This is a genomic window from Arthrobacter sp. G119Y2 (genome assembly GCF_038069765.1).
Classification (GTDB): Bacteria; Actinomycetota; Actinomycetes; order Actinomycetales; family Micrococcaceae; genus Arthrobacter_B.
The window spans coordinates 328,974-352,326 of the sequence record NZ_JBBPFS010000002.1 but is presented as its reverse complement, the minus strand read 5'-3'; the positions used below and the strand labels follow the sequence as shown (position 1 = coordinate 352,326).

Annotated in this window: 23 protein-coding genes; 11 read left to right on the top strand and 12 right to left on the bottom strand. The window is 66.4% G+C overall.

Annotated features, from left to right (window positions below; genetic code table 11):
- Window positions 1-6 precede the first annotated feature (6 nt).
- The gene (gene hemG, locus WKB88_RS05365; RefSeq protein WP_341393502.1) at window positions 7-1,542 is read right to left on the bottom strand and encodes a protoporphyrinogen oxidase; all 1,536 of its coding nucleotides are present in this window, start codon (window positions 1,540-1,542) and stop codon (window positions 7-9) included.
- Window positions 1,543-1,544: 2 nt separating this feature from the next.
- Window positions 1,545-2,606 carry a uroporphyrinogen decarboxylase gene (gene hemE, locus WKB88_RS05360; protein ID WP_341393501.1) on the bottom strand — a complete coding sequence of 354 codons (1,062 nt, stop codon included), beginning with the start codon at window positions 2,604-2,606 and terminating at the stop codon, window positions 1,545-1,547.
- Between the two features lie 157 nt (window positions 2,607-2,763).
- Here hemE and WKB88_RS05355 point away from each other — a divergent pair, with 157 nt between their 5' ends.
- The gene (locus WKB88_RS05355; RefSeq protein WP_341393500.1) at window positions 2,764-4,125 is read left to right on the top strand and encodes a glutamyl-tRNA reductase; all 1,362 of its coding nucleotides are present in this window, start codon (window positions 2,764-2,766) and stop codon (window positions 4,123-4,125) included.
- A gap of 52 nt (window positions 4,126-4,177) precedes the next feature.
- On the opposite strand, the gene moeB is transcribed toward WKB88_RS05355, so the two are convergent.
- A complete protein-coding gene (gene moeB / locus WKB88_RS05350) occupies window positions 4,178-5,365 on the bottom strand; it encodes a molybdopterin-synthase adenylyltransferase MoeB (RefSeq protein WP_341393499.1) in 1,188 nt (395 codons plus the stop codon).
- 116 nt (window positions 5,366-5,481) lie between these two features.
- Between moeB and WKB88_RS05345 the strand changes: the two genes are divergently transcribed.
- Genes WKB88_RS05345 through WKB88_RS05335 form a run of 3 tightly spaced genes read left to right on the top strand, consistent with a single transcriptional unit; the run spans window position 5,482 to window position 6,695 of the window.
- Window positions 5,482-6,096, top strand: coding sequence for a TetR/AcrR family transcriptional regulator (locus WKB88_RS05345; protein ID WP_341393498.1), 615 nt, complete (start codon window positions 5,482-5,484; stop codon window positions 6,094-6,096).
- 46 nt (window positions 6,097-6,142) lie between these two features.
- Window positions 6,143-6,367, top strand: a complete 225-nt coding sequence (locus WKB88_RS05340; protein ID WP_341393497.1) for a DUF3107 domain-containing protein — start codon at window positions 6,143-6,145, stop codon at window positions 6,365-6,367.
- A gap of 25 nt (window positions 6,368-6,392) precedes the next feature.
- Window positions 6,393-6,695: a hypothetical protein gene (locus tag WKB88_RS05335; protein ID WP_341393496.1), complete on the top strand. Its 303-nt coding sequence runs from the start codon at window positions 6,393-6,395 to the stop codon at window positions 6,693-6,695.
- A 2-nt stretch (window positions 6,696-6,697) separates the two neighbouring features.
- Here WKB88_RS05335 and WKB88_RS05330 read toward each other — a convergent pair whose 3' ends face one another.
- Entirely contained in the window at window positions 6,698-7,393 is a 696-nt protein-coding gene (locus WKB88_RS05330; RefSeq protein ID WP_341393495.1) for an SGNH/GDSL hydrolase family protein, read from the bottom strand.
- A 155-nt stretch (window positions 7,394-7,548) separates the two neighbouring features.
- Window positions 7,549-8,274 (bottom strand): ferritin-like fold-containing protein, encoded by a 726-nt coding sequence (locus tag WKB88_RS05325; RefSeq protein ID WP_341393494.1) that lies wholly within the window; start codon window positions 8,272-8,274, stop codon window positions 7,549-7,551.
- A 384-nt stretch (window positions 8,275-8,658) separates the two neighbouring features.
- On the opposite strand from WKB88_RS05325, the gene WKB88_RS05320 reads away from it, so the two are divergent.
- Window positions 8,659-10,287 carry a DEAD/DEAH box helicase gene (locus tag WKB88_RS05320; protein WP_341393745.1) on the top strand — a complete coding sequence of 543 codons (1,629 nt, stop codon included), beginning with the start codon at window positions 8,659-8,661 and terminating at the stop codon, window positions 10,285-10,287.
- Between the two features lie 19 nt (window positions 10,288-10,306).
- Window positions 10,307-11,203 (top strand): DNA-methyltransferase, encoded by an 897-nt coding sequence (locus tag WKB88_RS05315; RefSeq protein ID WP_341393493.1) that lies wholly within the window; start codon window positions 10,307-10,309, stop codon window positions 11,201-11,203.
- A 92-nt stretch (window positions 11,204-11,295) separates the two neighbouring features.
- On the opposite strand, the gene WKB88_RS05310 is transcribed toward WKB88_RS05315, so the two are convergent.
- The 3 genes from WKB88_RS05310 to WKB88_RS05300 form a co-directional block, all read right to left on the bottom strand.
- Entirely contained in the window at window positions 11,296-11,427 is a 132-nt protein-coding gene (locus tag WKB88_RS05310; RefSeq protein WP_341393492.1) for a putative transporter small subunit, read from the bottom strand.
- A 42-nt stretch (window positions 11,428-11,469) separates the two neighbouring features.
- Window positions 11,470-13,137, bottom strand: a complete 1,668-nt coding sequence (locus WKB88_RS05305; protein ID WP_341393744.1) for a sodium:solute symporter family protein — start codon at window positions 13,135-13,137, stop codon at window positions 11,470-11,472.
- Window positions 13,138-13,533: 396 nt separating this feature from the next.
- Entirely contained in the window at window positions 13,534-14,382 is an 849-nt protein-coding gene (locus WKB88_RS05300; protein ID WP_341393491.1) for a PHP domain-containing protein, read from the bottom strand.
- Between the two features lie 105 nt (window positions 14,383-14,487).
- Between WKB88_RS05300 and WKB88_RS05295 the strand changes: the two genes are divergently transcribed.
- Window positions 14,488-16,086, top strand: coding sequence for an aminopeptidase P family protein (locus WKB88_RS05295; protein ID WP_445818871.1), 1,599 nt, complete (start codon window positions 14,488-14,490; stop codon window positions 16,084-16,086).
- 144 nt (window positions 16,087-16,230) lie between these two features.
- Here the strand turns inward: WKB88_RS05295 and WKB88_RS05290 are convergent, their stop codons facing one another.
- Window positions 16,231-17,211 carry a general stress protein gene (locus tag WKB88_RS05290; protein WP_341393490.1) on the bottom strand — a complete coding sequence of 327 codons (981 nt, stop codon included), beginning with the start codon at window positions 17,209-17,211 and terminating at the stop codon, window positions 16,231-16,233.
- Between the two features lie 161 nt (window positions 17,212-17,372).
- Here WKB88_RS05290 and WKB88_RS05285 point away from each other — a divergent pair, with 161 nt between their 5' ends.
- Genes WKB88_RS05285 through WKB88_RS05275 form a run of 3 tightly spaced genes read left to right on the top strand, consistent with a single transcriptional unit; the run spans window position 17,373 to window position 20,402 of the window.
- A complete protein-coding gene (locus WKB88_RS05285) occupies window positions 17,373-18,656 on the top strand; it encodes a magnesium transporter (protein ID WP_341393489.1) in 1,284 nt (427 codons plus the stop codon).
- Window positions 18,649-19,257: a DUF1003 domain-containing protein gene (locus WKB88_RS05280; RefSeq protein ID WP_341393488.1), complete on the top strand. Its 609-nt coding sequence runs from the start codon at window positions 18,649-18,651 to the stop codon at window positions 19,255-19,257. Before WKB88_RS05285 ends, WKB88_RS05280 begins: the two co-directional genes overlap by 8 nt.
- Before the next feature lie 2 nt (window positions 19,258-19,259).
- Window positions 19,260-20,402 (top strand): Mrp/NBP35 family ATP-binding protein, encoded by a 1,143-nt coding sequence (locus WKB88_RS05275; RefSeq protein ID WP_341393487.1) that lies wholly within the window; start codon window positions 19,260-19,262, stop codon window positions 20,400-20,402.
- Between the two features lie 20 nt (window positions 20,403-20,422).
- Here the strand turns inward: WKB88_RS05275 and WKB88_RS05270 are convergent, their stop codons facing one another.
- The 3 genes from WKB88_RS05270 to sigE all read right to left on the bottom strand — a co-directional run bounded on the left by WKB88_RS05270 (window position 20,423) and on the right by sigE (window position 22,473).
- Complete coding sequence (locus WKB88_RS05270; RefSeq protein WP_341393486.1) at window positions 20,423-20,848, bottom strand: sec-independent translocase; 426 nt, start codon at window positions 20,846-20,848, stop codon at window positions 20,423-20,425.
- Window positions 20,849-20,918: 70 nt separating this feature from the next.
- Complete coding sequence (locus tag WKB88_RS05265; protein WP_341393485.1) at window positions 20,919-21,854, bottom strand: zf-HC2 domain-containing protein; 936 nt, start codon at window positions 21,852-21,854, stop codon at window positions 20,919-20,921.
- A gap of 4 nt (window positions 21,855-21,858) precedes the next feature.
- Entirely contained in the window at window positions 21,859-22,473 is a 615-nt protein-coding gene (sigE, locus tag WKB88_RS05260; protein WP_341393484.1) for an RNA polymerase sigma factor SigE, read from the bottom strand.
- Window positions 22,474-22,711: 238 nt separating this feature from the next.
- On the opposite strand from sigE, the gene WKB88_RS05255 reads away from it, so the two are divergent.
- Entirely contained in the window at window positions 22,712-23,350 is a 639-nt protein-coding gene (locus tag WKB88_RS05255; protein WP_341393483.1) for an O-methyltransferase, read from the top strand.
- The last annotated feature ends 3 nt before the right edge of the window (window positions 23,351-23,353 follow it).

Sequence of the window (23,353 nt, the reverse complement as noted above, 5' to 3'; positions counted from 1 at the left end):
TTAATGTCACAGCCCTTCGAGCTGCTCCGCCAGGCCCGCGACCCGTGCCCGGGTATCGGCGGTTACGGCGGCCAGCCCCGTTCCGGCCAGCCAGGCCCCCACAACTTCCAGCCCGGGAACCGCGTCGACGGCGGTGCGCACCGCGGCAACCCGGTCCCGGTGCCCGACGGCGGCGGACGGCAGGGCGCCGACCCAGCGGACCACGTCCCAGCCGACCACATCGTCAACACCCAGCGGAACCTGCAGCAGCACCGAGGCATCAGTCAGCGCCTGGGCAAACAGGTCAGCGTCCTCCCGGTCCACCGGACCGGGCGCTGCCTGCGCTGCCTGCGCCGCTGCAGCCGCGGCTGCGCTCAGCGCCCGCCCGTAGGACAGGCGCAGCACGTGCGTTCCCGGTCCGGTGGAGTCCGCCAGCCACTGCCACTTGGCGGTGGCGTGCGTCAGGGCTTTCGCTTCCACTGCTTCAACGTCTTCAGCCACGAGGACACCTGTCCCCCGCGGATGGGCGTCAAGGTCCGGCTGGTCCACCACCAGGGTCACGAGCGCGACGCCGGGGCCGGGGCCCGGGCGTGCGGCTGCCAGTTCAGGCACGGTTCCGGCAAGCAGGTCCACGGCGGTGGGACCGTCCGTCGCCATGACCAGCGCGTGGGCGGAGAGCGTGCGGCCCGCTGCGGAAACAATCCATCCGTCGCCGTCGCGTTCCACCGCTTCGACGGTGACGCCCGTGTCCACCTTGACGCCGAGAGCCGCCAGGTCCTCTTCCAGCGCACTGCTGAGCCTGCCCATACCGCCGGCGAGGCCGGCAACAGCGGATCCGGCGGGAGCCGCGGCGCGCATGGATGCCACCGCCGCGGACAGGGACCCGTGCTTGGCAATCGCCGCGCGGAGACCGGGAGCAACCGAGTCCACGTCCAGGACGTCCGGATCCGAGGAATAGACGCCTCCGACAACGGGGGCCACCAGCCGGCGCAGCACTGCGTCTCCCATGCGGGCCCGGACAACCTCGCCGAGGCTGGCACTTTCCTTCCGCGCCAGTGCGCCCACGGGCAGGATCCGGTCCAGTGCCGCGCGGGCGGCCCCGGCCCGTCCGATCGCCCGGACAATCTCCGGGGCGCGCGGGTCGGCGGGAATGCCGAGCAGCCCGCTCTGCGGCATGGGCTGCGCGGCGGCGGCGGTGTCCTCGCCGGACAGCTGCAGCCAGGCACCCACGCGGTTGGGCTGGACGACGGCGTCGCTCAGGCCCAGTTCTCCGATCAGGTCCGGCACTGCGCGGGACCGGGTAGCGAAGGATTCGGCTCCGCTGTCCAGGGTCAGGCCGGCAACTGAATGGGTGCCTACGCAGCCGCCCACCGAAGCGCCGGCTTCAAGCAGCGTCACGGCAAAACCCCGGCGGGCCAAATCACGGGCAGCAATAAGTCCGGAGATGCCGCCGCCCACCACCACGGCACTGTGTGCCGGAACGGCGGGGACGGCAGCTGGTTCGGCACCGGGACCGGGCTTGCGGGTCACCGGGAAGTGGGGAAGAACCGGGCGGTGCGGCATGGTTACGGCTCCACCGAGTGAATCAGCTTCACGACCCGCGTCAGGACCTCCGGATCAGTGTCCGGCGGGACCCCGTGGCCCAGATTGACCACGTGGCCCGGGGCACCGGCCCCGGCGGCCAGGACGTCCCGGACGTGCGCCTCCAGTACCGGCCAGGGAGCCTCGAGCAGCGCGGGGTCGATGTTCCCCTGCAGCGGCGTGGTGCCGCCCAGGCGGCGGTTGGCTTCATCCAGCGGCAGCCGGTAGTCCACGCCCACCACGTCGACGCCGACGTCGCGCATCGCACCGAGCAGTTCCGAAGTGCCGGTCCCGAAGTGCACCAGCGGAGCTCCCAAGTCCCGGACATGATCCAGTGCCCGGGCGGAGGCGGGCGCTACGTGCCGGGTGTAGTCGGCCAGGCCCAGGGACCCGGCCCAGGAGTCAAACAGCTGTCCGGCGCTGGCGCCGGCTTCCAGCTGTGCGCGCAGGAACATGCCCGATGCGTCCGCCGCCCAGTGCGTCAGGGCCTGCCAGGTCTCCGGATCAGCGTGCATCATGGTGCGCGGCCCGAGGTGGTCGCGCGACGGCTTGCCCTCCACCATGTAGGCGGCGAGGGTGAACGGGGCCCCGGCGAATCCGATCAGCGGGGTCTTTCCCAGCTCCGCGACGGTCAGCCGGACGGCTTCCCGGATCGGCTCGAGGGCCTCCTCAGTGAGGACCGGCAGTGCAGCAACATCAGCCGCAGTCCGTACGGGCCGGCCCAGGACGGGCCCGACGCCGGGCACAATGTCGACGTCGACGCCGGCAAGCTTCAGCGGAATAACGATGTCCGAAAAGAAGATTCCGGCATCAACGTCGTGCCGGCGGACCGGCTGCAGGGTGATCTCCGAAGCCATGGCCGGGTCCAGGCAGGAGTCCAGCATCGCGGTTCCCTCCCGCAGCTTGCGGTATTCCGGAAGCGACCTTCCGGCCTGACGCATAAACCAGACCGGTCGGCGGGACGGAGTTCCGCCCCGGTAGGCGGTAATCAGGGGGGAATCGGCCGTGCGGCCATCCATGAGCGGATGAGAGGCGCTAAGAGTCATACCCTGATTCTCTCCAAAATCCGGCCCGATGGATAACCAGGACCCCCGGCGGAGGCCGGCGGGCGGTCCAAGGTGATGGGAAACACCCCGGAAAGGGGTGTTAGTTAGGGCGCCCTATTGGGGTGAACACCGCCCCGGTGGCTAGTATTGAGGCACTGTGGTTCTACTTTCCCTTATTGCGACGCACTCCGATGTTGATCTGGAAACTGTTGCCCGCCTCAGCGCCGGTGCATCCCAGGTCTCCTCCTCCCTGCTCGAAACCGGATCGGCGGTGTCCGGATCCGTAGTCCTGGCCACCTGCAACCGGTTCGAGGTTTACTGCGAGGCAAAGTCGGAGGCGGACATTGAAGCAGCCCGCTCCGCCGTCGTCGCAGAAATCAGCCGGCATTCCGGCCTCAGCAAAGACCTCGTTTCGCGCTCCTTCACCACCAACACGGGCGAATCCGTGGCCAAGCACCTCTTTGCCGTGGGCGCGGGCCTTGATTCCGCCGTCGTCGGTGAACGCGAAATTGCCGGCCAGGTCCGGCGCGCGCTGATCGAAGCCCAGGAAAAAGGCACTGCCAGCGGCGGCCTGACCCGGTTATTCCAGACCGCCTCCCGTACCGCCAAAGATGTTGGCGCCCTGACAGCCCTCGGAAAACGGGGGCTTTCCATCGTGTCCGTGGCACTGGAACTGGCCACCGACCTTTCGGTGGACCTGGACTGGCGGAACAAGAAGGTAGTCGTGTTCGGCACCGGAGCCTACGCCGGGGCCACCATGGCGCTGCTCAAGGAGCGCGGATGCACCGACATCAGCGTCTATTCGTCTTCCGACCGGGCCGAATCCTTCACGGCATCCCGCGGCGGCACCCCGCTGACCCGCGATTCCCTTCCCGCCGCCCTGGCCGCCGCGGACGTTGTGATCGGTTGCAGCGGCAGCGACAGCCAGGTCAGTGCCAAGGACATCTCCCGGGTCCGGGCGAACAGCAACAAACCGCTGATCATCATTGACCTTGCTCTCACCCACGACTTCGAACCTGCAGTTCGGGAAGTGGACGGGGTGGACCTGATTACCCTTGAGTCGGTGCGTTTGGCCGCTCCCGCCGAGCAGGCGGAATCATTGAAGCAGGCCAGCGGCATTGTCGCCGACGCAGCCAAGGCCTTTTCCGAACTCCAGCTCAGCCGGCAGATGGACTCCGCAATCGTGGCGCTGCGCCGGCACACGCTTAACGTCCTGGACAGCGAACTGGAAAAGGTGCGCGCCCAGCACGGCTGCACCGGCGCTGCCGAAGAAGTGGAGTTCGCCATGCGCCGCATGGTCAAGCAGCTGCTGCACGTTCCCACGGTCCGTGCCCGCGAGCTTGCCGCCAGCGGACAGCAGGACGACTACATCAAGGGCCTTGAAGCCCTGTTCGGCATTACTCCGGACCAGCCGGTCACCCGCCGTCCCGCCGCCCCCGCGCACGGCAGCGCCCACCCGGGCCACAACGGCGACCCGGAAGCCGACGACGCCGGCACCGACACGGCGCAGTCCGCCTAATCCTCCGTCCACGCGGCCCGGCGCCTGTGTCCGGTTCAGCACGTCCCGGCGCTTAGTACACCTGCTTCGCCGGTTCGATTTCCCGCACCCACTCCAGGATCCCCCCGGATACGTTGAACACGTCCGGATATCCCCGTTCCCGGAGGAAGGCAGTTACTTCAGCTGACCGGGCGCCCGACTTGCAGTGGACGTAGATTTCCTTCCCCGGCTCGGGCAGCTGCTCCCCCGAGAGGATTCCCGCCCTTGGCATCAGCACCGCTCCGTTAATGCTCACGATCGCGTGCTCACCCGGCTCCCGGACATCCAGCAGGTCGAAGTCGCGGTGTCCGGCACTCCGTTCTGCCAGCAGCTGCTGCAATTCGCGGACCCCCACAGCGGGCACTTCCGCCGACGCACCGCCGGGCCCCTTCCCCGCGGGCAGGCCGCAGAACGCCTCGTAGTCGCTCAATTCCGTGACCGGCTCCGCGGCAGGGTCCTTCCGCACCCGGATCTCCCGCCAGGCCATATCCAGGGCGTTGAGCACCAGGACCCGGCCCAGCAGGGTTCTGCCGGTGCCGGTAATCAGTTTCACCGCTTCATTGACCATCACCGAGCCGATCTGCGCGCACAGCACTCCCAGCACGCCGCCTTCGGCGCAGGAGGGGACGGACCCCGCCGGCGGAGCCTCGGGATAGAGATCCCGGTACGTGGGCCCGTGTTTTCCCCAGAACACGCTCACCTGGCCGTCAAAGCGCAGGATGGATCCCCAGACGTAGGGTTTGCCCAGGATCTCCGCCGCGTCGTTCACCAGGTAGCGGGTGGCAAAATTGTCGGTGCCGTCCAGGATCAGGTCGTAGCCGGCGAAGATCTCCAGCGCATTGGAAGCATCCAGGCGCACCGGATGGAGGCGGACCTCAACGAGGGGGTTGAGCTCAAGGACACTGCGGCGCGCAGACTCGGCCTTCAAGCTGCCGACGTCGGACACACCGTGGATGACCTGCCGCTGCAGGTTGGATTCTTCCACCGTGTCGTCGTCGATAATTCCCAGTGTTCCCACCCCGGCCGCTGCCAGGTACAGCAGGGCAGGCGATCCCAGTCCCCCGGCGCCGATTACCAGGACACGGGCGTTTTTCAGGCGCTGCTGCGCCTGCATCCCGAATTCGGGCAGCAGGAGGTGTCTGGAATAACGGAGGGTTTCCTCGTCCGTCAGCCCTGCTGCAGGCTCAACCAGCGGAGGAAGTGCAACGTGCTGCTCAGTCATGAGTCCAAATGTAGTCCTCAATCGTGCTGCGGAACGTGTTGCACTTATTACCCGCGGGTAAACTGAAGTCCGTTGTCCGGGCGCCTTGGCCCGGTGCCGTTGAGAGGTCCGAACACGTGAGCAACCAGCAAACCGGCAAATCGACCAGGCTCCCCCGGGAGGAACGCCGCCGCCAACTGCTGAGCGCCGCGCAGGAGGTTTTCGTCAGCAACGGTTTTCACGGGGCTGCCATGGATGACATCGCCGAAGCCGCACGCGTCAGCAAACCCGTGCTGTACCAGCACTTTCCGGGCAAGCGCGAGCTGTATCTGGCACTGCTGGAGAACCACCTCGGGACGCTGACGGAGTTCCTCACCTCGGCCCTGAACTCAACCACCGACAACAAGCTGCGCGTCCGCGAAACCATGCGGGCCTATTTCCGCTTCGTGGCACAGGACAGCCAGGGCCACCGACTGGTCTTCGAATCGGACCTGACGAACGACGTCGAGGTCAGCGCCAGGATTGAAGAGTTCAACGCCCGGTTCGCCAGCAGCATCGCCGGGGTAATCGCCGAAGACACCAAGCTCTCGCCCGTAGAGGCCACTTTGCTGGGCCGGGGCCTTGCCGGAATGGCGCAGGTCAGCGCCCGTTACTGGCTGGAAACCGAAGGAGACCTGGACATCGATGCGGCCTCGGAACTCATTTACCGTTTAGCTTGGCGCGGAATCAGCCGGTTCCCCAAAGAGATCTAGAGTAGATTTCGAACCGGATACGTTCATTAATACAGGAGGCACCACGGTGGAAGTAAAAATCGGTATTCAGAATGTTGGCCGCGAGATTGTCTTTGAGTCGAGCCAGAGCGCCGAGGCCGTTGCCGATGTCGTGGCTGAGGCCCTCAACGCCAACAAGGAGCTGCGCCTGAAGGATGACAAGGGCAGGCTCATCATGGTTCCCGCCGGTGTCATCGGTTACGTGGAAATCGGCGCTGAAGAGGTACGGCGCGTCGGTTTCGGCGCCCTCTAGGCTCCAGGAACGGGCGGACGGGGAGATGGCCAGCCTGATTGTTGCCGTTGTTGCCTCCATGGCAGCCGGCTTCATCGTGTGGGGTGCTGACCGGCGCCGGTCCCGCTACGGCATCTTCCTGCTCCCGGGCCTGGCCCTGGCGGCCGGCCTGTTGCTGTGGGTGGTGCTGCAGCTTGCCGGCGCGGGTTCCGATCCGGACCTGCACTGGCTTGTCTGGGCACTTCCCCCCGCTGCCGCCGCCGTCGCCGCCGTTACAGGTGCCCTCATCATAGGTCCGGCGCGCGAAGCGCGGGACACGGCTGATCTGGAACGGGTGCTGCGGCTTTAGCGTTACGGACCGCCCGGCTCGCCCGGGCCGGCGGCACCCGCGGCCAGCAGGAAGCCCAGTTCGCGGGCAAACACCCGGCCTGCCGCCCGGTGCCCGGCGGGCGTGAAGTGTCTTCCGTCCGGCTGCAGGAACTGGCCAAGGCCAAAGCGGGTCCACCAGTCCCCCACGGCAAGAAACTCCACCCCCTGATCCCCCGCCACCGAGGCGAGCTGTCTGTCCGCAGCGTGCCTGCTTCCGCCCGGGCCCGGCTCGGGACCGGAGGAAATGACTCCCACCATGACCAGCCGGGACAGCGGATACGTTTGTCGCATCTCGGTGATCATTTCTTCAGCTGCGCGGACGAGCTCCTGGTCGGAGGCATAACCGACGTCGTTCCCTCCGCCCTGAAGCACCACCAGTTCGGGTTTTCCCTCCGGCAGCAGCCATTCCTTGCGCGTGAGCGCATCGTGGTACCTGCCCGTGGTGCCGGACGCTTTGGTGTAGCCCGTACCGCCGGCACCCCGCAGAACAGTGCGGTAGCCCAGCTCAGCCAGTCCGCGGTCCACCCACGTGCCGGCACCGGTCTGGGAATCACCGATGACTACGGCGGAAGGTCCGGTTCCGTTTCCGGGCAGCCTTTCCGAACCCGGCGCGGAGAGCACCACGGCAGCGGCACCCATCCACAGGAAGCACCGCCTGGCAACAGATGTCCTGTCCATTCCTCCCCCGTTGCTCACCCAAAAAACCCTGCGGTAATCCGCACGGTCGACGGCCCTCATCAGCACTTGACCTGGTTGAACGGCAATCGGCCTGCTGATCAGTCCAAACCGGGGTCAAGACGGCGCTGAAGCACCGTTTGTACAGGTTCAGGCAGTCAGGCAGTCAGGCCAAGCCTGCTCATGCGCCGCGAATGGTTGCGGGTCAGCGAAGCAAAGAGCGTTTTGACCTCATCCTCGTAGATGCCCTGCTCCGTGTCCTGCAGCAGTCCGCCCAAAACAGCCCGTTCGAGGACAACCCGCTGGGCCTGGGTCAGGGCTTCTCCAACCAGCCGCCGTCCCCACAGCGCCAGCCGCGAGGAGAGCCGCGGGTCATCGGAGAGCGCCTGCCGGAGCCGTTCCTCGAGGACCGCGCCGCTGGGCTCGGTTTCCTGCAGTCCCAGCACCAGCTCCGCCGTTACGGGGTCCAGGCGCGAGGCAACCGCCTGGTAGAAGTCGTCGGAAATGCCGTCCGTGACATAGAACTTCATCAGCGACTCAAACCAGTCCGCCGGCCGGGTCCGGTCGTGGAAGGCATCCACCGACGGCTGGAACGGCTGCATGGCGGTTTCGGGGTCAAGCCCCAGGGATCGAAGATGGCCGCTCACCCGTTCAAAGTGTTCGTATTCCCGCACGGCGAGCCGGCCCAGCACCGTCCGGTCGTGCAACGTCGGCGAGAACCGGGCATCGGAGGACATGCGTTCAAAAGCCGACAGCTCGCCGTAGGCCATCACCCCGAAAAGGTCGGCGAGGAATCGCTGGTACAGCTCGGCGGCGTCAGGGGAAGAACCCCGCAGCTCCGGGCCCTGAAGGGCAAGGGGATCGGGACGGGTCCGGTTCGTCATGAAGTTCAGCGTACCGCCGGAGTCCGCCTGCGCGGCGCACCCGCCTCCAATGCGCGGTCAAAGGCGACCACCGGTTAGACTTGTTGGGTAGTAAAAGGATGCCCGGTCGTCTGATAGACCTTAGCCAGACCCGCAATACCTACGCGATCTTGATATTTTGGCCGCCGCCCGTGCCCGATGCACCGCGGCGGACCTGCAGTTGTTAGCCCGCGATCGGCTTCCGCTGGACGCATCATGCGCGCGCCATCCGCTCCGGTATGGGCTCTGACAGCCACTCGTCGAGCGTGGCGCCGCGATGCCTAACTGAACGGTATTTAATTGAACACTGAACTTCCCCAGGTGGACGACAAGCGCCACCTCACCGCTGATGACAGCAACGAAGCTCTGTCCCTGGCCGATTCCCTCGCCACGTCGCAGGCGGCCGCTGAAATCCCGGAGCTGACCTTCGCCGATTTCGGCGTGCGTGCCGACATTGTGCAGTCCCTCGCCGAGGCCGGAATCACCCACCCCTTCCCGATCCAGTCCATGACGCTTCCCGTTGCCCTGGGCGGCCATGACATCATCGGCCAGGCCAAGACGGGTACCGGCAAGACGCTGGGCTTCGGCATCCCCGCAATCCAGCGTGTCATTGCCCCGGACGACGAGGCCTATGCTTCCCTCGCCGTTCCCGGCGCACCGCAGGCTCTGATCGTGGTGCCCACCCGTGAGCTTGCCGTCCAGGTGGCCGGCGACCTTTCCACCGCAGCCAAGCGCCGCGGCGCCCGCATCGCCACGATCTACGGCGGACGCGCGTATGAACCCCAGATCGATGCCCTGACCGCCGGCGTGGAAATCGTCGTCGGAACCCCAGGCCGGCTGATTGACCTGTACAACAAGAAGCACCTCTCGCTGAAGAACGTCCGCATCGTGGTTCTTGACGAAGCCGACGAAATGCTGGACCTGGGCTTCCTGCCCGACGTCGAAACCCTGATGGCCGCCACCCCCGCCGTCCGCCAGACGCTGCTGTTCTCGGCCACCATGCCCGGCGCCGTCGTCGCCATGGCACGCCGGTACATGACCAAGCCCACCCACATCCGCGCCGCAGACCCGGATGACGAGGGGCTGACCAAGAAGGACATCCGCCAGGTTGTCTACCGCGCCCACAACCTCGACAAGAGCGAAGTGGTGTCCCGGATCCTGCAGGCAGAAGGCCGCGGCCGCACGATCATCTTCACCAAGACCAAGCGCACGGCCGCCAAGCTGTCGGAGGAGCTGACCGACCGCGGCTTCGCCGTGGCCGCCATGCACGGAGACCTGGGCCAGGGCGCCCGCGAGCAGGCCATGCGGGCCTTCCGCAACGAAAAGGTGGACGTCCTCGTCGCCACGGACGTCGCCGCCCGCGGGATCGACGTCGACGACGTCACCCACGTCATCAACTACCAGTGCCCCGAAGACGAAAAGACCTACCTGCACCGCGTGGGCCGCACCGGCCGCGCCGGCAACAAGGGCACCGCAGTGACCTTCGTGGACTGGGACGACGTTCCCCGGTGGGGCCTGATCAACAAGGCCCTGGGCCTGGACCAGGCCGAGCCCGTGGAGACCTATTCCTCCTCCCCGCACCTCTACACGGACCTGAACATTCCCGCAGGCACCAAGGGCCGGCTGCCGCGCAACAAGCGCACGCACGCCGGAATCAATGCCGAGCAGATCGAGGATCTGGGCGAGACCGGCAAGAAGAACGCTGCAGCGCCGTCCCGTGACGGTGCACGCGGAGGCGACCGGTCACGCGGCGGTACCCGCGGCGACCGTCCCCGCGGCGGCGACCGCACGCGAAGCAGCGACCGCCCGCGGTCGGAGAAGCGGGACAATCCCCGCCGCTCCGACGGCGAAACGGCTGCCGCCCCGGCACAGAAGGCTGATGCTCCCGCAGCTGCCTCAACCGATGCTTCGGCCGAGCGTCCCCGCCGCAGCCGTACGCGCACCCGCCGCCGCAACGGTGAAGTGGTCGGCGACACCGCCCGCGCAGCCGAATAGCACGGCAGCACAACAGCCCATGAGCACACCCCTTTGGTCGCCGGACGGCAGGTCGCTGGTGGTCCACGCGGACAACGCAGTGTTCCTGCCGACCCTGCCGGACGGCGCCTTCACCATGATCTACGTGGATCCCCCGTTCAACACGGGCCGGTCGCAGCGGAGGCAGCAGACCACCATGGTCCGCAGCGCCAACGGCACCGGCGACCGGGTCGGGTTCAAAGGCCGCAGCTACAGCACGGTCAAGGGCCTGCTTTCCAGTTACGACGACGCCTTCGAGGACTACTGGGCGTTCCTGGAACCGCGGCTGGCCGAAGCCTGGCGTCTCCTGGCCGACGACGGCACGCTGTACGTGCACCTGGATTACCGGGAAGTGCACTACGCCAAGGTCATGCTGGACGCCCTCTTCGGCAGGGACTGCTTCCTCAACGAAATTATCTGGGCCTATGACTACGGCGGCCGGGCCAAGAACCGCTGGCCGGCCAAGCACGACAACATCCTCGTCTATGTCAAGAATCCGGCTGCCTACCACTTCGACAACACCGAGGTGGACCGGGAACCGTACATGGCGCCGGGCCTGGTCACCCCTGAGAAGGTAGCCCTCGGGAAGCTTCCCACGGATGTCTGGTGGCATACCATCGTCTCGCCCACGGGCAAGGAGAAGACCGGCTATCCGACCCAGAAACCCGAGGGCCTGCTCCGCCGCACCGTGGCCGCCAGCAGCCGCGAGGGTGACTGGGTGCTGGACTTCTTTGCCGGTTCCGGCACCCTGGGTGCCGTTGCAGCAAAGCTGAACCGGAAATTTGTCTGCGTGGATGCGAATCCGCAGGCCATCGAGGTGATGGCCAACCGGCTCGGGCACGCTGCCGACCTCGTCCCGGCCGAAGCAGTGGCCGCTGCGGCGGTAACCGCGAGGTAGCAGCCAGGTCAGTCAAAAGGGCGCCGGGTCCGCAGGAAAAATCCTGCAGACCCGGCGCCCTTTACGCGCTTTTCGCGCTCCGGCCGGCATCGTTAGATGATGCTGCGGCCTTCCCTCCGGGCCTGCGCCCAGTCGCGGAAAAATGCACGGGAAATCTGGACGAGGATTCCAGCCACGAGGACGGGCCAGACCAGGACGTAGACGGTAAGCCAAAATGTAGCCATGGTGATGCTCTCCTTAGGGGGATGGGGCCGGGACTGCGGGACTCAGGCCCGGGGCAGGGCGGCGGCCGGGACTTCTTCCACCGGGCGATTGTCGAAGTCGCCTATGCGCTGCCGGATCACGTCGAAGTCGAAGTCCGAGCTGCTGCGCACGGACATCAGGAAGCAGACAACGGTGCTGACTGCGTAGGCAGCCAGTGAGCCGGTCAAGACCTCGTAGTCATGCAGGAACCCCATGACAAATGGCGCTGCCGCTGCGGCCGCTGCCGCCCCGATGATCAGGGCCGGCTTGAGCCCGAAGAAGCCGAAGGCCATCAGACCCAGGACAACTCCCACGCCGACCACCGACACTGCGTCGAAGACATAACCGATGGAGCCGTCCATGGGGAACCAGCCGAAGCGCACCGGGATGAAGACCGCGAGGGCTGCCAGCACTGAGACGGTAAACGCCATGTTGGTGACCTTTTTCCAGTAGAAGCTGGCCAGCACGGGAAATACCAGGGCACCCCACAGCGCGCCCACAAACACCAGCAGATCAAGGATGTTCATCTGTCCGCTGGCGAAATACAGGCCCGCGCCGGTCGCGACCACCATGGAGAGGCGTCCGATCAGCAGCATGGTCTTGGGGTTGGCCTTCCCCGGCTTGGCGATGTTCTGGCCGTAGACGTCCGCCATCATGATGGAGGACAGGGCCGAAAGATCGGAGTCCGCAGTGGAGGAAAGCGACCCGAGGATCATGATGAAGAAGACCCCCAGCAGGACCGGCCCAAGGTAGGTGGAGGCCATTTGCGGGATGATGTTGTTCAGGTCCGAGTCCATCGGGCTGATTCCCAGGTACAGGGCCATGACCCCGAGCATGCCGATGCCGATCACCGTCGCCCCGTAGCCGATAGTGGCCGTCACGAAGGTCTTTTTGATCATGTCCTCGCGCACCGCGAACAGCCGCTGGGCGATGGTCTGGTTGCCGATGGCGTAGGCCAGGACCGCCGCAATGTACGGGGCGCCCTGGTTGAGGAACGCTTCGGAAGAAAAGAAGTTCGACTGCTCCGGCGTCAGGTTTGCCGCGCCGGACTCAAACATGGACGGTCCGCCCGCAGCGAAGAAGATCACCGGAATGATGATGACGACGGCTCCGAGCATCGCGACGACCTGGGCGAAGTCCGTCAGGACCGAGGCCCGGAAGCCGGACCACAGTGTGTAGAGCAGGACTCCCGCGGCTACGGCAACGATCCCCTGCTGAAAGCTGAAGGGTGAGAGCAGGGCAACGAGGGCACCGCCGGCAATGAAGTTTGAGGTCAGCGAGATGACGCTGCCGACCACGTTGGATCCGGCCAGCATCAGCTGGCTTGATTTTCCGTGCCGGGCGCGCATGACCTCAGCCAGCGTGTGGGCTTTGGGCGCTACCTTGCGTATCCGTTTGCCGAACGGGTAGATGAACAGAATCATCAGGGCGCCCCACAGCCCGTAGTGGATGGGCCCGGAAATCCCGTAGGTGTATCCGGAGGTCGCGGAGGCATACATGGATGACGCCCAGATCCAGGTGGCCGTCATGCTTGCGGCCGATACGCCGAACCCCACTTTGTTGCCGGCGGTCATGTAACCGTCTGCATTTTCCTTCTTTTTCCCTATCAGCGTGGACATAAGGAATGTTCCGCCATAAAAAAGGACGAACAGTGTAATTACTGTCCATCCCCCCAATTGATAAAAATCCATTCCTTCGTCGGGCACATTTTCCTCTCAGCCGCGGCAAAAGCCCGCCGCGGGTTTTTGATGCAAAAGGCCGTCAACCGCACTCCGGCGGGCCTGTGGATGGAGGCAGGCGCTGCAGGGCGGATGTCGTGATTGCTGATATCCGTTGACGGGCGGCCTTCATCGGGGCAGCAGCGCGCGAGCGTCGCCGTAATACGGTGAGCAGAGGCTCAAACCGCGGCGGGCAGCTGCACAGCCGCCCGGAGAATTGCCCTGGGGCATCCATCAGACGGTGTCCCCCAGAACCTCGCCTGACTTTTACAAGCTAGCAGGTCTGCTGCATGAATCAGCAACTGTGCATAAATAATTCCGGGAAATTCCTGCATTTACCCTGCAGCGCATTATGTCCCCGCGGTCTCTTTAGCTTCTAACGACGCCGGTTCCGGTGGCCAGCGATGCTATTTTCTCCAGGACCTCCGGCTCGGTGGTGAATTCCCCCAGCCGGTTTGGCTTGCCCGTCCCGTGGTAGTCGCTGGAGCCGGTGACCAGCAGCGAGTTCTCCTGTGCCAGCTGCTGCAGCCAGGCTCGTCCTTCGGGCGGATTGTCCCGGTGGTCAACCTCAACGCCCAGCAATCCGGCGTCGATCATCTCGTGGAAAGTCGCCTCGCCCACCACCCGGCCCCGCGAGGATGCCACGGGATGCGCAAACACCGGCACGCCTCCGGCCTGCCGGATCAGCTCCACGGCCCGGGCCGGGTCCGGTGCGTAGTGGGCAACAAAGTACCGCGACCGGGCGGTAAGGATGCCGGAGAAGGCTGCGGAACGGTTCGGGACCACGCCCGCTGTCACCAGCGCATCCGCAATGTGCGGGCGGCCAATCGTCGCTCCGGGGGCAACATGCTCCTGGACCAGTTCCCAGTTGATGGGAAAGTCCTCGGCCAGGCGCTGGACCATCAGCTCCGCCCGCGACACCCGGGCTGACCGCGACCGGGCGATCTCAGCCAGCAGCCCGGGGTGCGCGGGATCGTGCAGATAGGAGAGGACGTGCACGCTGATCCCTTCGCTGCTGCGGCAGGACACCTCCATGCCCGGCACCAGGGTCAGCCCCAGCGCCCGGGCAGCCTCCCCTGCTTCTTCCCACCCGGCCGTGGAATCGTGGTCCGTCAGCGCCACGGCGTCGAGCCCTGCCTCTGCGGCGGAGCGCATAACTTCCGCCGGCGGCTGGGTCCCGTCGGAAACGGTTGAGTGGGTGTGCAGGTCGATTCTCACCTCCTCAATCTACTTGGTTCTCCCGGGCGCCGGGCTACCCGCGCCCGGGGGGGCCAGGCGGCGGAGATGTTTGGCGGCTCCGGGCGGCAGTGAGACCATGGAGGGGTGACTACTGATGCGAATCCACTGACCACCGCTGATACGTCCGGACTCGGAGAGTTGTCCGAAGGGCAGCCCCTGGATGACCGCGTAAACAACCGCTCCCAGAAGCCCTCCAACGAGGCCTACAAGGCGTTCATGGCCACCGGCTGGGCCGAGGACAACGCAGAGCTTCCCGCCCGCGCCGAGGTTGCACCGTACGCGGCCAAGCGCCGCCGCGCGCTGTCCGAACGGTTCCCGGGCGAACGGCTCGTGATCCCGGCCGGGCCGTTGAAGGTCCGGTCCAACGACACCGATTACCGCTTCCGTCCGCACTCCGGGTTTGCGCACCTGACCGGCCTGGGCCTGGATCAGGAGCCGGACGCCATCCTGGTGATGGAGCCGGTGGAGCCGGGAACGGGCGACGACGGCGGCAACCACACCGCGGTCCTGTACTTCCGCCCGCTGGCCGGCACTGACAGCGAAGAGTTCTACTCGAACGCCCGCTACGGTGCTTTCTGGATCGGCTCCCGGCTGGGCCTGGAACAGGTCAGCGCCCTGCTGGACCTGCCGACGCGCCACTTGGACGAAGTCGAAACGGCCATCACGTCCAATGTCGGCGACCCGACGTTCGGCGGAATCTCTGTTCGCCTGCTGCGCAAGGTCGACGAAATGGTAGATGCCCTGGTGGACACCGTCCGCTACAACACGGCCATGGATCCTGAGAACGCGGACCTGAGTGCGCTCGACGCCCTGGACGGGGAACTCACCGAGGCGCTGTCCGAACTGCGCCTGATCAAGGACGCCTGGGAAATCAAGCAGATGGAAGCCGCCGTGGCGGCCACTGTCAACGGTTTCACCGAAGTCATCAAGGCTCTCCCCCGGGCCATCGCCCATCCCCGCGGCGAACGCGTTGTTGAAGGCGCGTTCTTTGCGCGTGCCCGCGAAGAAGGCAACGACCTCGGCTACGACACCATCGCCGCGGCCGGCAACAACGCCACCGTCCTGCACTGGATCCGCAACAACGGCACCGTCAACGCCGGCGAGCTCCTGCTCCTGGACGCCGGTGTGGAAGCAGACAGCCTCTACACCGCCGACATCACCCGCACAGTGCCGGTCAACGGCAGCTACTCCCCCGTTCAGCGCAAGATCTACCAGGCTGTCCTGGATGCTGCCGATGCAGGCTTCGCCGCTGCCAAGCCGGGCGCCAAGTTCCGTGACGTCCACGCCGCAGCCGTCCGGGTCCTGGCCGAACGGCTCGACAGCTGGGGGCTGCTTCCCGTGCCGCTGGAGGAAGCACTCTCCGACGAGGGCCAGCAGCACCGCCGCTGGATGCCGCACGGCACCAGCCACCACCTCGGCATGGATGTCCACGACTGCGCGCAGGCCCGCAAGGACCTGTACCTGGACGGCGTCATCACCGAGGGCATGGTCTTCACCATTGAACCGGGCCTGTACTTCAAGAACGAGGACATGACCGTTCCGGAGGAGTACCGCGGCATTGGTGTCCGGATTGAGGATGACATCCTCATCACGGCCGACGGACCCGTCAACCTCAGCTCAGCGCTGCCGCGCAACCCGGAGGACGTCGAGAACTGGATGGCCGGCCTGTACGCAGCCGAATAGACTGCCCGCTCCCCCGCCCGTAGAAGCTGCGAGCGGCCGCATAACAAAAGCAGTACATGAAAGAGGCTCCGCACCCTTGGGGTGCGGAGCCTCTTTCATGCTTTTCGGCGGTGGTTCCTGCTGCTAGCGCTTATCGTTGCTCTGCTAGCGCTTGTCGTTGCTGCTGGCACTGCCGGCGGTGTCGTCCCGGGTTCCGGCGCCGGTGTCCTGCTCCGGGGCGGTTCCGGGTGCATGCGCTCCGGCGGATTCAGAGCCGCGCTCCCCGGCAGCGGTGTCTTCAGCGGCCTGCGGAGCCGGAGCCGGAGGAAGCCGCACGCCGTACTGCGGCCGGCCGTCCGGGAGATCGGGGAACTGGCCCCGGGGCACCGTTCCGGTCTGGGCCGGCGATGCCGGGGCACCCTGCGGGCTGCCGGCGGCGTCCTGCCCGGCTCCGTCCTGGCCTGCCGGGGCGGGCTGCTGCGGATTGGTTGCCTGCCCATAGGGGTTGGCCCAGCTTGCCGGACGCTCCGGAGCGGCACCCTGCTGCGGACCCTGCTGCGGGTTCTGTCCCTGGTACGGCCCCTGGCCGCTCTGGTAGGGCGGCGCGCCCTGGTACGGGGGGCGGTTCTGCGGGGGCTGCGGGTGGCCGTGCTGTCCGATCATCGGCAGCTGCTGCAGCAGCCGGCGGGCATCATTGGCGGCCTGCGGCGCAACAATGACGTCGTAGCTGGTGGCGACCACCTGGCTGATGGAGGTGAAATCGCGCCGGCCGCGCTGCAGGGCATAGGCCAGCACCCCGAAGAGCAGCCAGAAAACCGCACCCAGCGCCATGGAGGGAAGCAGGGAGATATAGGACTCTCCGCCGGCAAACAGCATCAGGGCCAGACCGACAAACAATCCGAACCAGGCGCCGGTCGCCGCCGAGGACAGCGCTACCTTCGGGTAGGACAACCTGCCGGTCACCCGCTCCACCGATTTCAGTTCGTTGCCGATGATCGAGACCATCTGAACCGGGAACTTGCTGTCTGCCAGATAGTCCACCGCTTTCTGGGCGTCGAGGTAGGCGGTGTAGCGGCCCACCGTCTCACCCTGGGGCAGGCTGCGGCCTTCATCGCGTGGCGGCTTTGAACCGAAGAGGTTAGACATTCTTCCATTCTGTCCCACTTCCCGCCCCGGCGGTGGCTGTATCGCTTGAAGTGAACGGTCTCCGCGGCAGTTCCCGCAGGCCGGTGGTTCCCTGAACCGTGCTGCCTCCGCTGCCCAGGCCAAATACGGCGGAAGCGCCGGGCACCACGTAGCCTAAGAATGTGAGCAAAAATCCTACCCGTGTCTTCATTGCACGCCTGCTCGGCCTCGACGTCTTTGACCCTTTGGGCGACCGCCTGGGCCGGCTGCGCGACGCCGTCGTGCTGGACCGCGGTCCCGGCCGCCCGCCGCAGGCCGTGGGCATTGTGGTGGAAGTACCCGGGAAGAAACGGGTTTTTGTTCCGATTACGCGCATCACCTCCATGGATCCCAGCCAGATCATCTGCACCGGGCTGGTGAATCTGCGCCGTTTTGAACAGCGCGGGGCGGAGATGCTCGTCGTGGCCGAGCTCTTCGACCGCAAGGTCCTCCTCCGTGACGGGAGCGGCGAAGCAACCATCGAAGACATTGCCATCGAGCAGAACCGTGCCGGCGACTGGCACGTATCCAACCTGTTTGTCCGCCGCGGCGGTTCCCCCTCCCGGCTGCGGTCCCTTCGCCGGCGCGGGGAACCGATCATCATCGACTGGGCGGACATCTTCCACTGGGACGTCAGCGGCCCGCAGGCAGCAACCCAGTTCGTCGCGCAGAATGATGACCTGAAGGCCGCTGACTTCGCCGAGGCCCTGCATGAGATGAGCGGCAAGCGCCGGATCGAAGTGGCCAGCGAGCTCCAGGATGAACGGCTTGCCGACGTGCTGCAGGAACTTCCGGACGATGACCAGGTGCAGATCCTGCAGTCGCTGAACGTGGAGCGTGCCGCTGACGTTCTCGAGGAAATGGATCCCGACGACGCCGCCGACCTCCTGAACGAGCTTCCCGAGGAGCAGAAGGAAGAGCTGCTGCAGCTCATGGAGCCCGAAGACGCCCGCGATGTGCGGCGCCTGATGCAGTATGAGGAGGATACCGCCGGTTCGCTGATGACTCCGGTCCCGGTGATCCTGCCGCCGGAGGCAACCGTGGCGGAAGCACTCGCGCATGTCCGCAGGGAGGAGCTGACACCGGCCCTGGCCTCCTCGATCTATGTGTGCCGGCCGCCGCTGGAGACGCCCACGGGACGGTACCTCGGCGTCGTGCATATCCAGCAGCTGCTGCGGTCGGCTCCGCCCGAAGCGCTGGGCAATATCCTTGATACAGATTTGGAGCCGGTGCGGGACTACGCGAGTATCAGCGAAGTGTCCCGCATGCTGGCCACCTACAACCTCAATTCGCTGCCGGTCGTGAACGACGGCGGCCGCCTTGTGGGAGCAGTGACAGTGGACGATGTCCTTGACCACCTGCTTCCCGACGACTGGCGTGCCTCTGACGATGCACCAACCGCAAAGCAGGGAAGGACACATGGCTGAAAGAGTAAAGTCCCAGACCAGCGGCCTGGACACCCCCCGGACCGCCCGCACGCGCTGGCTGCCCCGGCTCTCTCCCAACCCCGATGCCTTCGGTCATGCCACCGAGAACTTCGCTCGGTTCATGGGAACGCCAACGTTCCTCGTGTACATGACGGTCTTCTGCGCCGTCTGGCTGATCTGGAACACCTGGGGTCCGGAGCCGCTGCGTTTCGACAACGTGGCCCTGGGCTTCACCCTGCTGACCCTGATGCTCTCCCTGCAGGCGTCCTACGCGGCGCCGCTGCTGCTGCTTGCCCAGAACCGGCAGGACGACCGTGACCGGGTCTCGGTGCGCCAGGACCGGGAACGCGCCGAGCGCAACCTGATGGACACCGAATACCTGACGCGGGAGATCGCCGAACTGCGGATTGCCCTGCGCGAGGTTGCCACCCGTGACTACGTGCGCTCCGAGCTCCGAAGCCTGCTCGAGGAACTGCTGGAGGCCAACGAGGCAAACGACGACGGACAGGGGCAGGGACGGCGGACAACACGCCGGCGCCACTCCGAGTCCGGGGCCACGGACAGCATGCCCAAACTCAACCCCGGCGGGAGGGAAGGCTAAGGATGGCGGCAGTACAGCAGACCGCTGACCGGGCCCTCGCCGCGTTGGGCTCCGTCCTGGACCCGGAGCTTCGGCGCCCGATCACTGAGCTGGGCATGGTCACCGGGGTGTCGGTGGACGACGACGGCGCCGCCTCCGTGGGCATCCTGCTGACCATCGCCGGTTGCCCTCTCCACGAGACCATCACCGCCGACGTCGAGCGCGCCCTGGCCGCGGTCGACGGGGTCAGCAGCGTCCGGGTGGACCTGGGCGTGATGAACGCCGAACAGCGTGCGGCGCTGAAGGAAATGCTGCGCGGACCCGGCGGAACAAAGGACATTCCCTTCAACCGCCCGGGTTCCCTGACCCGGGTGTACGCGGTGGCCAGCGGCAAGGGCGGGGTGGGCAAGTCCAGTGTCACGGTCAATCTCGCCGCTGCCATGGCAGCTTCGGGGCTGCGCGTGGGGATTGTCGACGCCGATGTCCACGGGTTCTCCATTCCGGGGCTGCTGGGCATCACCCAGCCGCCCACGCGGGTGGATGAAATGATCCTTCCGCCCGTGGCGTACGGGATCAAGACCATTTCCATCGGCATGTTCGTGTCCGGCAACGCCCCGGTCGCCTGGCGCGGACCCATGCTGCACCGGGCCCTGGAGCAGTTCCTGACGGATGTCTACTTCGGGGACCTGGACGTGCTGTTCCTTGACCTGCCGCCGGGAACCGGGGATATTGCCATTTCGGTGGCGCAGCTCCTGCCGCAGTCGGAGATCCTCGTGATCACGACGCCCCAGGCCGCAGCCGCCGACGTCGCTGAACGCGCCGGATCCGTCGCTTCGCAGACCGGGCAAAGCGTGGCCGGAGTCATTGAAAACATGTCCTGGCTGCAGCTGCCCACCGGGGAGAGGATGGAGCTGTTCGGTTCAGGCGGCGGCAGTATTGTCGCCAAACGCCTCACCGAAGCCCTGGGCAAGGAGATTCCCCTGCTCGGCAGCATCCCGCTGGATGTGGAGCTGCGGACGGGAGGGGATGCCGGATTGCCGGTGGTGCTCACGGAGTCCGCGTCAGCCGAGGGATCGGCGGGGGCTGAACTCCGCCGCATCGCCGCGGCCCTGGCCCGGCGTCCGCGCGGACTGTCCGGCCTGAAGCTGGACGTCACCCCGCGCTGACAGCCGGAGGCCGGGCTGGCCTAGGTGGCTTCGGAATCGAAGGGTGCCCGGTCTCCGGACTTCAGCCGCATCAGCGGTTTGACGGCCGGCGGGGAGGTGGGGGCTGCAGCGCTTTCCGCTCCCGGTGCCCGGGTGCTTCCGCGGGGGGCCGCCGGGGCAGGGCGGGCGCTGACAGGTTTGACGGCGTCCTCGATGTCGTCAAGCAGCGCTTCCTTGATGATTCGGCGCGGATCGTATTGCCGCGGGTCCAGCTTCCGCCAGTCCACTTCGTCGATCTCGGGGCCCACTTCTTCGCGGAGCTGTTCCCTGGCTCCGGTGGCCATCCGCCGCAGTTCACGGATTAGCCGGGCCAGCTGGGAAGCGTACTCGGGCAGGCGTTCCGGCCCCAGCACCACGACAGCGAGAATTCCCAGGACGAGCAGCTCATATCCGTTGATTCCGATCACCTGTGAAGACTACCTTTCCCGCAGTCCTGCAGGCCACTCGCCGGGCGGGGGCATCCGCGGAGCGGCCCGCTCAAGACCCGGTCCCGGTCATGACGGACAGTCCGCGCTGAACCCGGTCCCAGAGGCCCTGCGCGGTGTCGGGGATATGGCGGACCAGCCGGGACGACTCGGTGAGGGAGATCTCGCTGACCGCGTCGTCCAGGACTTTCTCCGCCGGAGTGGCGGCAACGGAGTACGTGACCCGCTGTGAATCCACGACAGCCTGGTGGGGACGCTGCGGATGGAGCCAGACCTTCGGGCGCCCCGGGTAGGTTCCGTCCTTGCGGAGGACAAAGCCCTCCTCCGTGACGGTGTGTCCGCTGATCCCGTCCAGGGCAGGTTCCGGAGTTCCGGTGTCGGACCTTGTTTCGTACACCGTTACCGTGCTTCCGTTCCCCTCAAGGGTCATGATCACGGCAGGTTGCCCGCCAACGCGTCCCGAATGTGCTGCAACCAGCGACATTCCCACCGTCTGCAGTTCCGGACAGGTCCAGCCGTGGCTCCTCAGAACCTCTATCTGATCGGGTGTCAGCAGGTGACCCTCACCGCCGGTGACTTCGCTCCAACCGGCAGCCAGGCTCGGAGCCGAGGCTCTGAGCGCAGTTGCCTGGGACCATCCGCCCAGCAGGTACGCAGTGGACAGGACCAGGCCGACGGCGGCGAGGGCGCCGGCGGCGAATTTGAGGCCCCGGGAACGGCGGCGCTTGCCGGCGGCCGGGGTCGGCACCTCCGCGTACCCCTGGGCTCCGGCACTTTCCGGACGTGCAGTGCGTTCGATATGCTCCCGCAGATCGGGGCCGGGTACCGGAATTTCCGCTGACCGCAGGCGGCTGCGAAGCCGGCGCTCCCGTGCAGCCTCGGCACGGCACGCGCTGCATCGGGACAGGTGAGCCTCAACTGCAGCGGCTCGGGCAGGACTGGCCTCGTTGTCCAGGAACTCCTGCAGCAGACGTTTGGGATGTCGCATGGAATCAGCTGGCGCCCGCCACGCGTGGAAGGGCCAGCCGCGGTCCGGCACCGCGCCGCTGCTGAGGGTCGCGGTGTGCCAGCTTCTCTTTCAGCATGGTCCGGCCCCGGTGAATCCGGGAACGCACAGTGCCGAGTTTCACTCCGAGGGCGCGCGCAACCTCGTCATAGGAGAGCCCCTCAAGGTCACAAAGGACAACGGCGGCACGGAAGTCAGGCGGGAGTTCGTCCAGCGCCCGGGTGATATCGACGTCGAGATTGTTGAATTCAAAGCTGCGCTCGGGCCCGGGCCCGTTGCTGGGCAGGCGGCTCTCGGCTTCCTCGCTCATGCCGTCAAAGCGGATCCGGCTCCGGCGGCGCGCCTGGTCCAGGAAAAGGTTGGTGGTGATGCGGTGCAGCCAGCCGTCGAGGGTGCCGGGCTGGAACTTGTCCAGGGATCGGAAGACCCGCACAAAAACCTCCTGGGTGAGGTCCTCGGCGTCGTGCCGGTTTCCGGTGAGCCGGTAGGCCAGACGGTAGACTTTCGCTGAATGCGCCGTCACGACCTCCTCCCAGGTGGGCCTGACCCACTCGGAGTCTGCCGCTTCGGCTGGCGCTTGGGGCGTCGTCGTCATGGTCATCCCTCCTTCCCTGGTTCCGGCCGTACGCCCGCAGGGCGTACGAATTCCCGGTGCTGTTTCCTGCATAATTATGTTGACGCATCAATCTGGGAATTGCCTGTTAGCACGCACCGCGCGGCCGCACAAGAGCGGTTACCGTCCCGTTTGAGTCGGCGCGCTCCCTCCGGAAGACGGGCGGACAGCCGCGTGGCCCTAAGCTTGACTAAGCATGCTTCCCCTTCCAATGAAAGTGACACGAATGAGCGCCGACAAGCAGACCAGCTGGTCCTACACGGAGGGACTGCCCTTCGAGGACGAAGTTCTGCTGCGCGCGCGGGAGCGCTCCTATGAACTTGGCGTTTCCCCGATCTCCACCGGTGTCGGGGCTGCCCTGACGGTCCTGTCGGCCGCTTCCAAGGCCCAGACCGTGGTGGAAGTGGGAACCGGAGCAGGCGTTTCCGGTGTCTGCCTGCTGCGCGGCCTCGGACCGCAGTCCGTGCTGACGACTATCGATTCCGACGTCGACCATCTGCGGGCCGCGCGCGAAGCCTACCGGGAAGCCGGAGTGCCGGGAAACCGGACCAGGACCATCTCGGGGCGCGCCGCCGAGGTCCTCCCCCGGCTCACCGACAGCGCCTACGACATGGTCTTTATCGACGCGGACAAGCCGTCGTTCCCGCTGTATGTGGGCCAGGCCGTGCGCCTGCTCAAGCGCGGCGGGCTGCTGGTGGTCAACGATGCGCTGGACCACGGCAAGGTGTCCGATCCCGCGGTGCGGGAGGCAACCACCAACACCATGCGCAAGGTGGGCAAAGCCATCCGCGAGAACGAGTCCCTCGTTTCCTCGCTGCTGCCCACCGGCGACGGCCTGCTGCTGGCCGTGAAGACCGGCAGCTAGGCT

Bases quoted from the DNA above. Each gene is read 5' to 3' on its own strand.
- hemG (WP_341393502.1), bottom strand. From the start codon at position 1,542: ATGCCGCACCGCCCGGTTCTTCCCCACTTCCCGGTGACCCGCAAGCCC.
- hemE (WP_341393501.1), bottom strand. From the start codon at position 2,606: ATGACTCTTAGCGCCTCTCATCCGCTCATGGATGGCCGCACGGCCGAT.
- moeB (WP_341393499.1), bottom strand. From the start codon at position 5,365: ATGACTGAGCAGCACGTTGCACTTCCTCCGCTGGTTGAGCCTGCAGCA.
- WKB88_RS05335 (WP_341393496.1), top strand. From the start codon at position 6,393: ATGGCCAGCCTGATTGTTGCCGTTGTTGCCTCCATGGCAGCCGGCTTC.
- WKB88_RS05330 (WP_341393495.1), bottom strand. From the start codon at position 7,393: ATGGACAGGACATCTGTTGCCAGGCGGTGCTTCCTGTGGATGGGTGCC.
- WKB88_RS05325 (WP_341393494.1), bottom strand. From the start codon at position 8,274: ATGACGAACCGGACCCGTCCCGATCCCCTTGCCCTTCAGGGCCCGGAG.
- WKB88_RS05315 (WP_341393493.1), top strand. From the start codon at position 10,307: ATGAGCACACCCCTTTGGTCGCCGGACGGCAGGTCGCTGGTGGTCCAC.
- WKB88_RS05310 (WP_341393492.1), bottom strand. From the start codon at position 11,427: ATGGCTACATTTTGGCTTACCGTCTACGTCCTGGTCTGGCCCGTCCTC.
- WKB88_RS05305 (WP_341393744.1), bottom strand. From the start codon at position 13,137: ATGGATTTTTATCAATTGGGGGGATGGACAGTAATTACACTGTTCGTC.
- WKB88_RS05290 (WP_341393490.1), bottom strand. From the start codon at position 17,211: ATGTCTAACCTCTTCGGTTCAAAGCCGCCACGCGATGAAGGCCGCAGC.
- WKB88_RS05280 (WP_341393488.1), top strand. From the start codon at position 18,649: ATGGCTGAAAGAGTAAAGTCCCAGACCAGCGGCCTGGACACCCCCCGG.
- WKB88_RS05275 (WP_341393487.1), top strand. From the start codon at position 19,260: ATGGCGGCAGTACAGCAGACCGCTGACCGGGCCCTCGCCGCGTTGGGC.
- WKB88_RS05265 (WP_341393485.1), bottom strand. From the start codon at position 21,854: ATGCGACATCCCAAACGTCTGCTGCAGGAGTTCCTGGACAACGAGGCC.
- sigE (WP_341393484.1), bottom strand. From the start codon at position 22,473: ATGACCATGACGACGACGCCCCAAGCGCCAGCCGAAGCGGCAGACTCC.
- WKB88_RS05255 (WP_341393483.1), top strand. From the start codon at position 22,712: ATGAGCGCCGACAAGCAGACCAGCTGGTCCTACACGGAGGGACTGCCC.